At 63.7% G+C, this 15,176-nt stretch carries 19 protein-coding genes; 14 read left to right on the top strand and 5 right to left on the bottom strand.

Features of this window, described 5'->3' with window-relative positions:
- Positions 1-104: 104 nt before the first annotated feature.
- The 4 genes from O3297_RS07395 to O3297_RS07410 form a co-directional block, all read right to left on the bottom strand.
- A complete protein-coding gene (locus O3297_RS07395; protein ID WP_305048236.1) occupies positions 105-752 on the bottom strand; it encodes a hypothetical protein in 648 nt (215 codons plus the stop codon).
- Positions 749-1,615, bottom strand: coding sequence for a hypothetical protein (locus tag O3297_RS07400; RefSeq protein WP_305048237.1), 867 nt, complete (start codon positions 1,613-1,615; stop codon positions 749-751). Before O3297_RS07400 ends, O3297_RS07395 begins: the two co-directional genes overlap by 4 nt.
- Before the next feature lie 81 nt (positions 1,616-1,696).
- Positions 1,697-2,515, bottom strand: a complete 819-nt coding sequence (locus tag O3297_RS07405; RefSeq protein ID WP_208672405.1) for a glutaminyl-peptide cyclotransferase — start codon at positions 2,513-2,515, stop codon at positions 1,697-1,699.
- Between the two features lie 25 nt (positions 2,516-2,540).
- Positions 2,541-3,449 (bottom strand): LysR family transcriptional regulator, encoded by a 909-nt coding sequence (locus tag O3297_RS07410; RefSeq protein ID WP_305048238.1) that lies wholly within the window; start codon positions 3,447-3,449, stop codon positions 2,541-2,543.
- 102 nt (positions 3,450-3,551) lie between these two features.
- On the opposite strand from O3297_RS07410, the gene O3297_RS07415 reads away from it, so the two are divergent.
- Both O3297_RS07415 and O3297_RS07420 read left to right on the top strand, forming a co-directional pair.
- Positions 3,552-4,007, top strand: coding sequence for a CidA/LrgA family protein (locus O3297_RS07415; protein WP_305048239.1), 456 nt, complete (start codon positions 3,552-3,554; stop codon positions 4,005-4,007).
- Positions 4,004-4,693, top strand: a complete 690-nt coding sequence (locus tag O3297_RS07420; protein ID WP_305048240.1) for an LrgB family protein — start codon at positions 4,004-4,006, stop codon at positions 4,691-4,693. The genes O3297_RS07415 and O3297_RS07420 overlap by 4 nt, the downstream gene beginning before the upstream one ends.
- On the opposite strand, the gene O3297_RS07425 is transcribed toward O3297_RS07420, so the two are convergent.
- The gene (locus tag O3297_RS07425) at positions 4,690-5,373 is read right to left on the bottom strand and encodes a TetR/AcrR family transcriptional regulator (RefSeq protein ID WP_305048241.1); all 684 of its coding nucleotides are present in this window, start codon (positions 5,371-5,373) and stop codon (positions 4,690-4,692) included. The two genes, O3297_RS07420 and O3297_RS07425, sit on opposite strands and share 4 nt — an antisense overlap.
- Before the next feature lie 89 nt (positions 5,374-5,462).
- Between O3297_RS07425 and O3297_RS07430 the strand changes: the two genes are divergently transcribed.
- From O3297_RS07430 to O3297_RS07485, 12 genes are all read left to right on the top strand, one after another.
- Positions 5,463-6,650 (top strand): NAD(P)/FAD-dependent oxidoreductase, encoded by a 1,188-nt coding sequence (locus tag O3297_RS07430; RefSeq protein WP_305048242.1) that lies wholly within the window; start codon positions 5,463-5,465, stop codon positions 6,648-6,650.
- A gap of 34 nt (positions 6,651-6,684) precedes the next feature.
- Complete coding sequence (gene mnmH, locus O3297_RS07435) at positions 6,685-7,776, top strand: tRNA 2-selenouridine(34) synthase MnmH (protein ID WP_305048243.1); 1,092 nt, start codon at positions 6,685-6,687, stop codon at positions 7,774-7,776.
- A 45-nt stretch (positions 7,777-7,821) separates the two neighbouring features.
- Entirely contained in the window at positions 7,822-8,886 is a 1,065-nt protein-coding gene (gene selD / locus O3297_RS07440) for a selenide, water dikinase SelD (protein WP_305048244.1), read from the top strand.
- 26 nt (positions 8,887-8,912) lie between these two features.
- A complete protein-coding gene (locus tag O3297_RS07445; RefSeq protein WP_034788498.1) occupies positions 8,913-9,791 on the top strand; it encodes a putative selenate ABC transporter substrate-binding protein in 879 nt (292 codons plus the stop codon).
- Positions 9,792-9,919: 128 nt separating this feature from the next.
- On the top strand, positions 9,920-10,732 hold the full coding sequence (locus tag O3297_RS07450; protein WP_176375661.1) for a phosphonate ABC transporter ATP-binding protein: 813 nt from the start codon (positions 9,920-9,922) through the stop codon (positions 10,730-10,732).
- Positions 10,726-11,556: an ABC transporter permease gene (locus O3297_RS07455; RefSeq protein WP_099393703.1), complete on the top strand. Its 831-nt coding sequence runs from the start codon at positions 10,726-10,728 to the stop codon at positions 11,554-11,556. Before O3297_RS07450 ends, O3297_RS07455 begins: the two co-directional genes overlap by 7 nt.
- Positions 11,553-12,356, top strand: a complete 804-nt coding sequence (gene phnE, locus O3297_RS07460) for a phosphonate ABC transporter, permease protein PhnE (protein ID WP_211549716.1) — start codon at positions 11,553-11,555, stop codon at positions 12,354-12,356. The genes O3297_RS07455 and phnE overlap by 4 nt, the downstream gene beginning before the upstream one ends.
- A 25-nt stretch (positions 12,357-12,381) precedes the next feature.
- Entirely contained in the window at positions 12,382-12,747 is a 366-nt protein-coding gene (locus tag O3297_RS07465; RefSeq protein ID WP_305048245.1) for a hypothetical protein, read from the top strand.
- A 23-nt stretch (positions 12,748-12,770) separates the two neighbouring features.
- Entirely contained in the window at positions 12,771-13,106 is a 336-nt protein-coding gene (locus O3297_RS07470) for a hypothetical protein (RefSeq protein WP_305048246.1), read from the top strand.
- Between the two features lie 97 nt (positions 13,107-13,203).
- Positions 13,204-13,698: a GNAT family N-acetyltransferase gene (locus O3297_RS07475; protein ID WP_099387818.1), complete on the top strand. Its 495-nt coding sequence runs from the start codon at positions 13,204-13,206 to the stop codon at positions 13,696-13,698.
- Between the two features lie 28 nt (positions 13,699-13,726).
- Positions 13,727-14,299: a hypothetical protein gene (locus O3297_RS07480; protein ID WP_305048247.1), complete on the top strand. Its 573-nt coding sequence runs from the start codon at positions 13,727-13,729 to the stop codon at positions 14,297-14,299.
- A 208-nt stretch (positions 14,300-14,507) separates the two neighbouring features.
- Positions 14,508-15,167, top strand: coding sequence for a hypothetical protein (locus tag O3297_RS07485; RefSeq protein ID WP_305048248.1), 660 nt, complete (start codon positions 14,508-14,510; stop codon positions 15,165-15,167).
- The last annotated feature ends 9 nt before the right edge of the window (positions 15,168-15,176 follow it).

Raw genomic sequence — 15,176 nt, forward strand, 5'->3', positions numbered from 1 at the left:
CGTTTTCAGCGGCCATTCGATGACAATTGAATAGAATCGGCAAAACGCGCGCGTGTATAAGCGGCGCGCCGGCAAACGCCGGCGCGTGGCTTGCATGCTGATAGTCAGGTGCCCGGCGGCGGCTGGAAGGCGCAAAAACCGGGCCACTGGTCGCGGCTGTCGCACACTTTCAGGCAGCCTTTATCTTCCTTGAAGGTGGCGACGACCTTGATGGGGAAGCCATATTTTGGCGTGGTGGCCAGGAAGGCGGACGGGCAGCTTTGCTCGTTGCTGAAGCGGAAAGTGATTTCTTCGCGACGGCCCTTGCGCTCAAAACTCAGCATGAAGGTTTCATTGCTGTTCCACTGCGCCTTGCCCGGCACGCGGAAGCGGTAGCGCGGGCTGCCCTGCTGCTGGCCGTCAAGTTTCTGGCCGAAGACGCGGCTGCGGGCCGTGGCCGTCTCGACCTTGGCAACGGGATACACGACGGCAAAAATATACGTGCCGGCAAAACCCTGGTCGAAGCCGAGTCCCTTCTGGTAAAACGGCACGACGATGTGCGGCGCGCCCGCGTACTCCACGGTATTGCGGGCCGTCACGCTCGACGTCAGCTTGTCATCGGGCTCTTTGCCGAAGACCACGTCCAGTTCCAGCAAGGCTTGTTGCTTGTCGATATCTTGCGCCAGATAATCCTTGGGGAACATTTCGCCATGCACGCAGCCGGCCAGCAGGGAGGCGGCGAGGCAGCCGGCGAGGAGTTTGGGTATTGTCATGGCTGTTTTCCTTCCGGCGGCGCGGAAATGAGGCCCAGCCCCGTCACCTGCAAGCCGTTCTTGCCCTGTTTCCATTGAAATTGCTGGCCGAACCAGGCCAGTTCCAGCTCGCGCTGGATGCGGTTCGAATCCGTGCGGCCCTGGCGCGCCTTGATGGCGGCGCCCGCCTGCTCGGCAGCAGCCTGCGACAAGGGCTTCAGCCACCGTTGATAGGTGTCGGGCGGCAAGGCCAGCACGCCTGCCACGCCGTCGTCGCGCGTGGCGACGACGACCTGCAAGCTGGTCAGCCTGCGGGTCAGATAGGCACCGCGCCGCCCGTCGGGCGAGACGGACACCAGCATGGCGGGCGCGTAATCGCCCGTGACGATGCCCGGCACGTCAAACCACAGCAGCTCGCCCGTGTCCGTATCGAGCGCCCGGCCGTCGCGGGCGAACAGCAGTATTTCGCTGCGGCCCGGCTGCGGCACGCCCCACTCGGGGTCGCGCTCCGTGCGCACCATGTCGTCGCGCTGCATGGGGCTGATGGGGCGCATCAGCGGTTCGCCGTTCTGCACGCCGATGAGGATAGTGCCCTGGCCCGTATAGCCCTTGGTAAACGCCAGCAGCATGGGCTGGCCTTCGCGCCTGGCCTTGATGGGGCGCACTTCCACCACTTCGCGCGCGCCGCCGGGCCAATAGCCGTGCTTACGGAAAGACAAGGTGACGAGCGGGTCGTGGCGGTCGCGCGTGACGACAAAGTCGCCGTATTGCTTCATCACCGGCACGTATGGTGTTTGCGCCTGCGCGGCAGGCAGGACGGCGGCAAGCAAGCTGGCGGCGGCCGCCAGGCGGCAAAAAGGTAGCAACAGAGGTAGGAACGGCATGGCATCCTGCAAGGGTCGCACTGGGCGAAGGAACAGCATCATAGACGATTCCTCGTCAGCAACACTGTCCGATAGGAAACATCAACGGCGCTGGATTTCGATCAGTTCGATCTCGAACAGCTTGGGCCACAGCTTGCCCGTGACAAACAAGCGCTTGCCGCGCGCATCCCAGGCGATGCCGTTGAGCACGGCGTCGGGATTGGCCGTACCCCGCTGCGCGGGCGGCAGCAAGCCCGTCAGGTCGATCCAGCCGACCACCTTGCCGCTGGCCGGGTCGATGCGGGCGATCACGTCCGCGCCCCACACATTCGCGTACAGCTCGCCGTCGACCATTTCCAGTTCGTTCAGGCGCTCGATGGGGCGGCCTTCCGCCTTCACCTCGAAGCGGCGGACTTCGGCCAGGGTTTTCGGGTTCAGCACGCGGATGGCGGAACTGCCGTCGCTCATGTAGACAAATTGACTGTCGCTGGCCAGGCCCCAGCCTTCGCCCTGGTAGCTGAATGTGCGTTTCAGCTTGAACGTTTTCTGGTCAAACACATAACCGGTCTGCGACATCCACGTCAGGCCAAGGATGTCATCGCCCACGTCCGTGATGCCTTCGCCGAATACTTTTTTATCGAGCATGCTTTTCTGCAGCACCTTGCCAGTCGTCAATTCCACCTTGCGCAAGGAGGACTGGCCATTCTGGCCCGTGCTTTCATACAGATGGCCATCCTTGAACAGCAAGCCCTGGGTAAACGCCCGGGGGTCGTGAGGATAGGTATTCTTGACGAAATAGCCATACACGGGAATGGCGGCCTGGGCGTAGCCCATTTCGCTCATCAGGCCCACGGTGCATAACAATCCCAGCAGCAGCGAGCCTGCCGTGCGTTTCAGACTTGTTTTACCGATATTCTTCATATTCTTGGCGGTGGTTGGCGAGCACCTATTGTAATCGCCCGGGCTGCGCCATGCGCGCCCTGACGAGCTCCAGCCAGGCGCGGGCAGCGAAAGACAGCCGACCGCCGCGGCGCCAGGCCAGCATCAGATTCCATTCCACGGGCGGACCGGCCAGGGGAATCACGGCAAACTGCGCTGGCTCGAGCGTGTCGCAATACATCTTCGGCAACAGGCAGATGCCCACGCCCAGGCGGACCAGCGAGGCGATGAAATCCCACTGGCCGCTGCGGCCCGTGATGCGCGGGGCGAAACCGGCCCGCTGGCAGGCATCGAGCACGATGTCATTCAAGGCGAAGGCGGCACCGTAAAAGATGAAGGGACTGTCGGCCAGCTCGGCCAGGGCCACGGAAGAGCGTCCCTGCCACGGCGAACCGGGCGCGGCCAGCAGGCACAGCGGCGAGCGCACGAGGGGCAATGCCTCGAAATCCTGCCAGGTGGCCGCGTTGCCCGGGTAATCGAGCATGGTGCCCAGCTCCACCATGCCGGTGCGCAAGTCGCGCTCGATGGCTTGCGTGCCGCTTTCATACATTTTCAGCTCGATGCCCGGATAGCGCTGGTGGTACTCGGCCAGCCACGGCGCCAGGGTGGAATGCGTCTGCGGCGACACGCCGACCCGCAACTCGCCCCGCTCCAGCTCTTGCAGGTCGCGCAATTCCACCTTCAGTTCCGCGTGCAGGGCCAGCAATGTATGCGCGCGCGCCAGCACCACCTTGCCCGCGTCCGTCAGGGTAAAACGTTTGCCGGCGCGGTCCAGCAAGTCCAGGTCCAGCGACTGTTCCAGCTGTTGGACCATCTTGCTGACGGTGGGCTGCGTCACGTGCAGCCTGGCGGCCGCCCGCGTAAAACTGTTCTGTTCCACCACTTCGACGAAGTAGCGCAAGGAGCGGATATCCATGATGCATTCCAATATCGAATGATAATCATAAGTTTAAGTCATTTTATCTTTTGATGTGGCGTCCCTACAATGAAACCTTCCCCTGCCGTTTGAAAGCCTGCCGTGAAAGCCGCCCCCTATCCCGCCACCCTGCCCTCCATCCCCGCCTGGCGCCAGCCTGCGCAGACCGTGTGGCAAGTGGGCGTGCTGATCGCCGCCTGGTGGCTGGCCGACGAGGCCGCTTCCGCACTGCACTTGCCGTTTTCCGGCGGCGTCGTGGGCCTGTTCGTGCTGGTGGCCCTGTTGCTGGCGGGTTGGGTGCGGCCTGCCACCATCGAACTGGGCGCGAACTGGCTGCTGGCCAACATGCTGCTGTTCTTTATTCCGCTGGTTGTGTCCGTGGTCCAATTTACGCAGCTGTTGAAGTCGCAGGGCTTGATGCTGTTCGTAAACATCGGCCTGGGCTTTGCCAGCGTGATGCTGGCCACGGCCTTCACCGTGGAATGGGTGTGCCGCTATGAACGCAAGTTGCGCCTGCAAACACTGCTGCGCCAGCGCGCAGCCAGGGCGGCAGCATGAGCACCTTGCTCCTGTCCCTGCTGTTCTTGCTGCTGACCCTGGTGCTGTTCTACGCCAACCAGGCGCTGCACCGCCGCCATCCGCATTTCCTGCTGACGCCCGCCATCTGTACCTCGGCGATACTGATCGTCATCGTGCAGGCGACCTCGACGCCGTTCGCCACGTATTTCGGCGAAACGCGCTGGCTGCCGTGGCTGCTGGGGCCGGCCACCATCGCGTTTGCGCTGCCCATCTTCCAGGAGCGCAAGCTGATCCGCAAGCACTGGCTGGCCTTGAGCCTGGGCAGCTGCGCCGGCATCGTGGCATCGGTTGCCGCCACCCTGCTGCTGGACCGTGTTTTGGGCGTGCATGGCGACATGGCGCGCAGCCTGCTGGCGCGCTCCGTGTCGACGCCGTTCGCGCTGGAAGCGTCGCGCCACATGGGCGGCTCGGCCCAGCTGACGGGTATCTTCGTGGTGATGACGGGTTTGTTCGGCCTGATGCTGGGCAAACCGCTCTTAAAACTGCTGCCCTTGCGCATGCGCATCGCCCGTGGCGCCCCGTATGGCGCGGCGGCGCACGGCTTTGGCTTGTCGGTGGCGCGCCGGGTCGGCACGGAAGAAGGCGCCGTGGCCAGCCTGACGATGATTTTCTCGGGCGTCGTGACGGTGCTGCTGGCGCCCCTGCTGGGGCATCTGCTGGGCTAGCGGCCCGCTTGCAGCGCCTGCATGCCATACACGATCAGGTCGATTCCTGCCAGGAAATCCTCGCGGTCATCGTGCGCGCGCAGCTGCCCCGCCACCTTGCGGGCAAATGGAAACGCCTGCGCGTCTAGGCGTGACCAGGCGCCCGCCATGGTGTCGAGGAAATGCGCGCGCTCCAGGCCTTTTTCCCGGGCGATGGCGGCATTGGCCGCATTCTGCCCGCTCACGCCCAGCAGATAATTGAGCAGCGTGCATGCCGCCAGCCATTGCTGATCCTGCGGCACGCCCAGCGCATCCACCTGCCGCCCCAGGCGTTCCAGGATGCGCACGGTAGGCAGCTGGCCCGGCGCGCGCGACAAGGCCGAGCCCAGCCAGGGATGCGCATCCATCGCCTCGAACATGGCCAGCGCCACGGCGCGGATGCCCGCCTGCGGCGTATCGCACTGCAGGGCGGCAGCCATGGCGCGGGCGACGATGGCGTCGCTGGCGGCCGTGAACAAATCATCCTTGTCGGCAACATGCCAGTAAATGGCGCCCGCCCCCGTGACCAGGCGAGTCGCCAGGGCGCGGAACGTCAGGCCGCCCTCGCCCGCCGTGTCGAGCAGGTCAATGGCGGCGTCGATGATGGTCTCGCGCGTCAGCGAGTCGGCGCGTCGTGGTGGGGGCGTTACGGTATGGGACATCGCCTATCTTGACACAGATGCCGGCATGCCGCAAAATTCTTGTGGAACATAGTTCCAGTTCCATTTTAAAACCACCTTCAAGGATCACCATGCATATCGCCATCATCGGCGCAGGGCTGGGCGGGCTGATGCTCGCCCGCGTGCTGCACGTCCACGGTATCGCCGCCGCCATCTATGAAGCGGACGCTTCGCCGCAGGGGCGCCGCCAGGGCGGCATGCTCGACATCCACGAGGACACGGGCCAGCAAGCGCTGCGGGCGGCCGGCCTGCATGAGGTCTTCCGCACCCTCATCCATACAGGCGGCGAAGCGAGCCGCGTGCTCGACCAGCACGGGACGGTCTTGCTCGACGAAGGGGACGATGGCACGGGTGGCCGTCCCGAAGTGCCGCGCGGCGAGCTGCGCCGCATCCTGCTCGAGTCCCTGCCCGCCGGCACGGTGCGCTGGGGACATAAGCTGACAGGCGTGGCGACACTGGATGGTGGCCGGCACAGGCTGGGTTTTGCGAATGGCGCCACGGCCACCACCGACCTGCTGGTCGGTGCGGACGGCGCCTGGTCGAAGGTGCGGCCTCTGCTCTCCAGCGCGCAGCCCGCGTATAGCGGCATTGCCTTTATTGAAACGTATCTACTCGACAGCGACCGCCGCCACCCGGCCAGCGCGCACGCCGTCGGCGCCGGCGCCCTGTTCGCGCTGGCGCCCGGCAAGGGCATCCAGGCCCACCGCGAAGCCGATGGCGTGCTGCATGCCTACGTGGCCCTGAGCAAACCGGAAGCCTGGCTGGCTGACATCGATTTTGCCAATCCCGCCGCCGCCCGGGCCCGCATCGCCGCGCAATTTTCCGGCTGGGCGCCGGCGCTGACGGCCCTGATCACGGACGCCGACACGCCGCCCGTGCCCCGTCCCGTGCACTTGCTGCCCGTCGATCACCGCTGGCAGCGCGTGGCGGGCGCGACCTTGCTGGGCGACGCAGCCCATCTGATGGCGCCGGCCGGCGAAGGGGCGAATCTCGCCATGTTCGATGGCGCCGAACTGGCGCAGGTGCTTGCCGCGCAGCCGGACGACATGGAAACGGCCCTGCTGGCCTATGAAACGGCGCTGTTTGCGCGCAGCAGCGCGGCGGCGGCCGAGTCCGAGCGCATCCTTCGCCTGTGCTTTGCCGACGACGCGCCGCACAGCCTGGTGCGGTTCTTTGCCGGCATGCAAGACAGCGGCCCGGCGCGCGAAGTGCAAGCGGCGGCGCCTGAGCCCCACGCCAGTGGCGTTTATCGGGGATAATACGTCTTTCCCCATTCCAAGCAGCCGCGCCACGATGAAATACCCTGCAGTTCAGCCTTTCAGCGACATCCTGCCCAGCTTGAGCGAGTTCGATGCCATCATCGACGTGCGCAGCCCGTCCGAATTCGCGGAAGACCACTTGCCGGGCGCCATCAACCTGCCCGTGCTGGACGACGAGCAGCGCGTGCGCGTGGGCACCTTATATAAGCAGACCAGTGCCTTCGAAGCGAAGAAGCTGGGCGCGGCGCTGATCGCGAAAAATATCGCGCGGCATATTGAAGACGGTTTTCTCGGCCACCCGCAGCATTGGAAGCCACTGGTTTACTGCTGGCGCGGCGGCAACCGCAGCGGCGCCATGGCGCACATCTTGGCGCGCATCGGCTGGCCCGTCACGCAGCTCGAGGGCGGCTACAAGGATTACCGGCGCCACGTGAACGCCGAGCTGGCCACCCTGCCCGAACGATTCGACTTCATCAACGTGCTGTGCGGCCCCACGGGCAGCGGCAAGAGCCGTTTGCTGCAAGTGCTGGACAGGCAAGGCGCGCAAGTGATCGATCTGGAGGATATGGCGGCCCACCGCGGCTCCGTGCTGGGCGGCTTGCCGGAGGAAGACCAGCCATCGCAAAAAGCGTTTGAAAGCGCGCTGTGGCAGCAGTTGCGCCATTTCGACCCGACGCTGCCCGTCTTCATCGAGTCCGAAAGCAAGAAGGTAGGCCGTTTGCGCGTGCCCGATGCGCTGATGGACAAGATGCGCGCGGCCGATTGCACGGACGTGCGCCTGGACATCGGGGAGCGCGTGCACTTGCTGATGCAGGACTATGCGCATTTCGTCGGCGACCCGGCGCGCCTGAACGTGCAGCTGGCCCTGTTGACGCAGCTGCACGGCAAGGAAAAAATTGCCCACTGGCAGCAGCTGGCCACGGCTGGCCGCATGGCCGAGCTGGTGGAAGAACTGCTGGTGCAGCATTACGACCCCGTCTACCGGCAATCGATCGCCCGCAACTTCAGCCGCTATGCCCAGGCAACGCCGCTGGTCTTGCCCGATATTTCAGAACATGCCTTTGAGCAAGCCGCGCGCGCATTATGTGCTATCGTCGGCGAACACCGTACCGCCAGCGCCGCGTAAGCGCCGGCGCAGCTTTTAATGACCTTTTCCAGCAGGATGACGACCATGTCCGATACCGCAGCACCATCCAATACCCCCATTCGATTGACCGAATTTGCCCATGGCGGCGGCTGCGGCTGCAAAATTGCGCCGGGCGTGCTGGCCGACATTTTAAAGGGCAGCGGCGGCTTTCCCCTGCCGAAGGAATTGCTGGTCGGCATAGAAACCTCGGATGACGCGGCCGTCTACCAGCTCAACGACGAGCAGGCGCTGATCGCCACGACGGATTTCTTCATGCCCATCGTCGACGACCCGTTCGACTTCGGCCGCATCGCCGCCACCAACGCCATTTCCGACGTGTACGCCATGGGCGGCACGCCCATCATGGCGCTGGCCCTGGTCGGCATGCCGATCAACAAGCTGCCCGTGGAAACCATCGGCCTCATCTTGAAAGGCGGCGAAACCATCTGCGCCCAGGCCGGCATCCCCATCGCGGGCGGCCACACCATCGATTCCGTCGAGCCGATCTATGGCCTGGTCGTGCTGGGCCTCGTGCACCCGTCGCAGGTGAAACGCAACGCGGGCGCGCGCGCCGGCGATAAACTGGTGCTGGGCAAGCCGATCGGCGTGGGCATCTTGTCGGCCGCGCTGAAAAAGAACGCGCTGGACGCGGAGGGCTACGCTTCCTTAATCGACAACACCACCAAATTGAATACCCCGGGCAAGAAACTGGCTCTGCTGGACGGTGTGCATGCGCTGACGGATGTGACGGGCTTCGGCTTGCTGGGCCATACGCTGGAACTGGCGCGCGGCGCCAAGTTGCAGGCGCGCATCGCCATGGCTTCCGTGCCGCTGCTGCCGCAAGTGCAGCAACTGGCGCAAAATGGCAACATCACGGGCGCCTCCGGCCGCAACTGGCAGGGCTACGGCGCGCAAGTGGCGCTGGACGACAGCCTGAGCGCCATCGACAAGGCGATTTTGACGGACCCGCAAACGGCCGGCCCCCTGCTGGTGGCCTGCGCGCCAGAAGCCGTCGAACAAGTGCTGGCGATTTTCCGCGCCGAAGGCTTTGCCGACGCCGTCGTCATCGGCGAGATGCTGGAAGGAAGTACCGGGGTTTCCGTAATCTAATGAATATTTTTTGCAAAGGCAGTCCCATGACCACATTCTCCAACTCATTTTCCAAATTCCCCGCCATCCTGGCCACCGTCGCCGCCACCCTGGCCATCCACAGCGGCCTGGCGCAGGCGCAGCAAGTGTTGCGCGTGTCCGCCATTCCCGATGAAGCGCCGACGGAATTACAGCGCAAGTTCAAGCCGCTGGGCAGCTATCTGGAGAAAAAGCTGGGCATGAAGGTGGAATTCACGCCTGTCACCGATTACGCGGCCTCCGTGGAAGGCTTGATCAATAACAAGCTCGACATGGTCTGGTTCGGCGGTTTTACCTTCGTGCAAGCGAACGTGCGCAGCGGCGGCAAGATCGTCCCGCTGGTACAGCGCGAAGAAGACACGAAGTTCCGCTCCGTGTTTGTGACCACCAGCAAGGACATCAACCAGTTGTCCGACCTGAAAGGCAAGAATTTCACCTTCGGCTCGGAATCGTCGACGTCCGGCCACTTGATGCCGCGCTACTACCTGCTGGCTGCCAAGATCAATCCGGACACGGACATGAAGCGCATCGCGTTTTCCGGCGCGCATGACGCCACCGTGGCGGCAGTGGCCGGCGGCAAGGTCGACGCGGGCACCTTGAACATTTCCGTATGGGAAAAACTGGTGGAAGCGAAAAAGGTCGATCCAAGCAAGGTGCGCGTGTTCTACACGACACCGGGCTACTACGACTATAACTGGAGCGTGCGCGCCGACATGAACCCCGTCGTGCGCAAAAAGCTGACGGACGCATTCCTGGCGCTGGACCCAGCGACGGCCGAAGGCAAGGAAATCCTCGAACTGCAACGCGCCACCAAGTTCATCCCGACCAAGGCCGAGAACTACAAGGATATCGAAGCGGCTGCGCGCGATGCGAAGCTGCTGAAGTAACTTGCATCGACGCGTTTTACCGTAGGTCGGATTAGCGGCGAAGCCGCGTAATCCGACACAGGCAATAATGCCAACAATGTTGTCGGATTACGGCCTGCGGCCTAATCCGACCTACTGATTTCTCAAGCATGACATTCCAACTTCACAAGGTCAGCGTCCACCACGCGGGCGCCGCCGGCAATGCGCTGGCCCTGCGCGACTTGGACCTGGACGTGGCCCAGGGTGAGCAGATCGCCCTGATCGGCCCGTCCGGCGCCGGCAAGACCAGCCTGCTGCACACGCTGGCGTGCGCGCTGCGTCCCGAATCCGGCACCTTGGACATCCTCGGTACTTCGCCCTGGCAAATCGGCAGCGCCGAGCGCCATGCCTTGCGCGCGCGCCTGTTCCTGGCGCCGCAAACGCCGCCCTTGCCGCCGCGCCAGCGCGTCGTCAACGCCGTGCTGGCGGGACGCTTGCCGCAATGGAGCTTGTGGACGGCCATCCGTTCGCTGCTGGCGCCAGTCGACCCGCGCGCCGCGTGGGTAGCCCTGGGCAAGTTCAACCTGCAGGATAAACTGTATGCACGTGTCGACCGCCTGTCCGGCGGCGAACGCCAGCGCTGCGGCATGGCCCGCGCGCTGGTGTCGGATGCGGAAGTCTTCCTCGTCGACGAACCCTTGTCCGCGCTCGACCCCACACTCGCTTTGCAGACAATCAATGTGCTGCAGGCCGAAGCGCAGGCGCGCAACGCCACGCTGATCTGCAGCCTGCACCAGGTGGAAATCGCCCGCGCCTGCTTTACGCGGATCGTCGCCCTGCGCGATGGCAAGATCGTCTTCGACCTGCCTGGCGCCCAGGTCAGCGACGCGATGATCGCCGAGCTGTACCGCAACAAGGCCGATCCCGCACCGCAGTTCGAGGCCGTGGAAACGAATCTGGATGCCGCGAGGCCCCTTTGCTGACGAGCACCGCCATCCCCCGCGACCCCGCCTGGCGCGGCCGCCTGACCGGCGCCGCCATCGTGCTGCTGGTGCTGTGGCCGATGCTGGTGCAGGCCGAGTTCAAGCCGTGGATCTTATGGGATGCGCAAAGCCTGGCAGCCACCTGGCAATTCATCGCCAGCTTCGTGCCGCCCGCCCACTCGCTGGAATTCCTGCAACTGGTGGCGGTGTCCAGCTGGGAAACCATCGCCATGGCCACGGCCGGCATGGCGCTGGCCATGCTGGGTGCCATCCCGCTGACCCTGCTGGTGACGGAGCGATTGTCGATTTCGCGCATCGGCAGCGGCACCGTTTCGCCGCTGGCCGCCGCCTTGCGCCATGGCGTGCGCGCGCTGCTGGTGCTGCTGCGCAGCGTGCCGGAACTGGTCTGGGCCTTGTTGCTGGTGCGCATAGTCGGCCTGGGACCGACGGCGGGCGTGATCGCCATTGCCCTCACCTATTGCGGCATGCTGGGCAAGGTGTACGCGGAAATCCTTGAATCGTCGGATGCGTCCGCCTGCAACGCCCTGCTTCACAATGGTAGCGGCAGATTGAAGGCCTTGCTGTACGGCGCCTTGCCCGAGTCGGCCGCCGAACTGGTGTCGTACACGATTTACCGCTGGGAATGCGCGATCCGCGGCTCCGTCGTCATGGGATTTGTCGGCGCAGGCGGCCTGGGCCAGCGCATGGATGAATCGATGAAGATGATGGCGGGCAGCGAACTGGCCACCATGCTGATGGTCTTCGTGCTGCTGGTGGCCGGCGCCGATGCCGTATCCGCCATGTTGCGCCGGAGACTGGCATGAAGCATCAGCATTTCGCCGCGATGCCCGCGCCTGCTCCCGTGCGCTGGTCGACCTGGGCCTTGCTGGCCGGTTTATTGTTGCTGGTCATTGCCAGCTTCGCCACCCTGCCCCTGAAATGGGGCGAGTTCTTCAGCGCCGACGCCGTGCGCACGAGCGCCGACTTCCTGCACGGTTTCGCCCCGCCCGAGCTGGCCAGCCCCTTCCTGATGAAAGTCGGTGTGGCCACGTTCGAGACCTTGGCCATGTCGGCCATCGGCACGGTGATCGCGGCAGTATTGGGCGCGCTGCTGGCCCTGCCCGCCAGCGGGCGCTTCGGCAACGTGGCGCGCAACGCGACGCGTGGCGTGTTGAATGTGCTGCGTTCGATCCCGGAACTGGTGTGGGCTTCGATCCTGCTGATCGCCGCCGGCCTGGGCCCGTTCGCCGGCACCCTGGCGCTGGCCCTGCACACGGTGGGCGTGCTGGGGCGATTGTTTGCCGATGCCTTCGAGAATTGCCCGCCCCTGCCGGCGGCCACCTTGCGCATCAATGGCGCGCGCCCCGCCGTGGCCTTCCTGTACGCGACCTTGCCGCAATGCAGCCCGCAAATGATGTCCTACACCTTGTATCGTTGGGAAAACAATATCCGCGCCGCCGCCATCCTCGGCGTCGTCGGCGCGGGTGGCCTGGGGCAAATGCTGAAATACCATCTGTCGCTGTTCCAGATGCAGAACGCCGCCACCGTCATCGTCGCCATGCTGCTGATGGTGGCCGCCGTCGATGGCCTCAGCTACCTGCTGCGCCGCGCCATGACCCGTTAAATTTTACTTTTCACAAGGAACGCCCATGTCAGGCTGGTGGACTATTATCTCGACAGAAACGCCGGAGCAGATGGCCGATATGACGAAAGTCAACAAGGAAGCGTTTCTCGCCACCTGGGAAGCAGGCCTGTTCGGCGCCGACTGGATCGCGCAATTGTGCGCACAAGCCAAGGCGACCCAGCTGGCCTTCAACGGCTTTCCCAACCGCTACACAGCCCTGGCGGACGACATCGTCCCCCTGCTGCAGGCGGGCATCGCCGAAGCGCAGGAAGGTGAATTTCCGCAAGATACGCTGACGGGCTGGCCCGGCAGCATCACCGTGCATCCGCAGCGTATCGCCGCGTGCGAACGCGGGCAACTGCTGAGCATTGAAGTGTGGGACCAGTCGTGACGAGTCCGCGAAGCAAGACTCCCTTGCAGATAGAACACCTCGCCTGGTTCAGCCAGCACCTGGGCGGACGCTTCCGCGCGGCAGGATTGCGCATTCAATTTCATGACAATCAGGTAGCAGGCATCCATTGGAAGGTGGCGTGTCCCGAGGAATACCAGGCCGCCATCCTGCAAGGCTTGCACGAGGGCATGAACGATGCTTTTCCCCAGTACCTGGCAAGCAGCGGCATATGGATCATGGAAGTGCTGGTCGACGACGTCAACTCCTCCTCAGACGTCTTTTACCGGGCGGGTTTGCTGGTGGTAGCCCAGGCCAAGGCGCTGCTGGAACTGTCCGGGAGGATATACAACCCGGCGTGAGCAAAATAGTGGGAGCGTCTGCAAACGGAGCAGCGATACTGTCAATATTGCCAAATACATTAATCACTGACCTTGTCGTAGAAGGAATCCTGAAGGTTTGAACAACATTATCATCCGCCCCACCATCGCCAGCGACTGGCCGGCGCTGAAAGCCACCCGCCTGGCCGCCCTGCTCGACGCCCCCACCGCTTTCGGCGCCAGCCACGCCAGCGCGGCCGGCTTTTCCGATGAGGACTGGCAGCAACGCGCCGTCAGCACGCCGCAGCGCACGTTTTTCCTTGCCTTCCATGGAGCACAGCCCATCGGCCTGGCCGCGCAAGTGGTGGCCGGCGATGGCGAGTGTCATCTGATCGCCATGTGGGTACATCCCGAGTATCGGGGCCTGGCCGTGGCGCAAGGACTGGTCGATGCCGTGAAACAATGCGCCGTCGGCAACGGCCACGGGCGGCTGGTGCTCGACGTGGCGCCGGAGAACACCCGCGCGGCCGCGTTTTACCAGAAACAGGGCTTTGTCTTTTTACCGGAATGGGAAGCGCTGGAAAGCCATCCGCATATCCGGGTGCAGAAGATGGCGTGGCGGAATCCCGCATAGGTATTAACAAACGGAAAGATGAAACGCGATGAGACGAGCAATTTCTACATTCCTGATCTTCAGTGTACTTGCCGGACAGGCGAGCGCAGCCGACATTCCCGCCGTCGTTCTTGACTACGCCAGCGCTTTCGTTCAGACGCAGGCAGCGGATAAACAATCCCCCGCGCGGCAAGCCGAATATGCGCAGTGGTTCTTTCAAGGTTTGACCCATCCATCGGGCGGGATTGTGACGCAATCAGCCGCCATGCGCGATGCCTACACGAATGGCCAGCGCTATTGGCGCGATCACCCTTCCGGACGGGACGCGATCATGGCAGGCTATGGCTACCTTCCCGTCGAGCGCGAAGGCATCTGGTCGCGGGGCTTCGAAAGGAGCGTTTTCCAAGCGGCCGATGCCGGCGCCGGCGCTTGGTGGCTGGACTCCTTCGGCGGCGTTGCGTGGCGGGAGGTCGGCCTCACGGCGCCCAATTCAACACATGAGCAGCCTCGCGTGCATATCGCCGGCTATCTGAGTCCACAAGGTCATTATGGCCATCTGGGTGCATATGAACATGAAGTGCTGGTCACGTCGGGCTTCGCCGTGACGGCCATCCATCATTGATTACTCAGCTGCAAAACAGCGGTTTCAAGCAGTCCATTCATCCCGATTGACAGTCCATCTTAAAAACCTGCCCGCATCTGTGTTTTTTTTACACTCACGTTTTCATTGATAAGTAGAAAGATGGCGTATGCATGCAATCCAAAGAGCTGGTCTTTTGCTGTGTTTATACGGCGCAGCGGTGCAGGCGTATGCGGATACCGATCAGGCCGTGGAACCATCCGGGCAGGATGCGGCGGCGTCCGTCAATGTCAAAGGCATCCGCGACCCGGACTGGAAACCCTACAGCGCCATGCTCAAGGGAGTGAAACGCTTCGAGGAAAAACATGCGCTGGCGCCTGGCGCCGAATTGCGCTTCATCCTGGAACCGCGCCGTGCCGATGTCGACATGCACGCCATCGCGCTGCGGCTGGAAAGCGACGAGGCTGGCATGGCGATACCGCTGGGGGAGCGCAATATCTTCAGCTTGCCCGTCGAGCCGGGTCCGCTGTATGAGAAGGCCGAGCTGACCGTGAACCGCAAGGCGGGGTCGGTCAGGTGGATACCCTACGTCAGGAGCGCGGCCACCAGCGACACGCTGCGCCGCCTGGGCGACTTGCGGCTGGCGTGCGAAGTGCATTGGGCCATCGACAAGGAAACCTTGCCTTTCGCAATGCGCACGACAATGAGCGCACTGGGCGGCCCCTGCAATTTCGTGTCGCAAAAAGGAACCTACAGCTTTTCCGAGCCGCGGCGCATTACGGCGGCAACGATCAGTTTCAACGGCAAGAGCGCGCCCGTGCCCTTCAGCGGCTCGTCGTTTACGCCGCCGCTGCGGGAGCAGGACTGGAGCGATGACAGCGTGCTCGAATTGACATTCGACAACGATTAGACGGCGCTG

This window comes from Janthinobacterium sp. SUN128, from assembly GCF_030587275.1.
Classification (GTDB): domain Bacteria; phylum Pseudomonadota; class Gammaproteobacteria; order Burkholderiales; family Burkholderiaceae_D; genus Janthinobacterium; species Janthinobacterium lividum.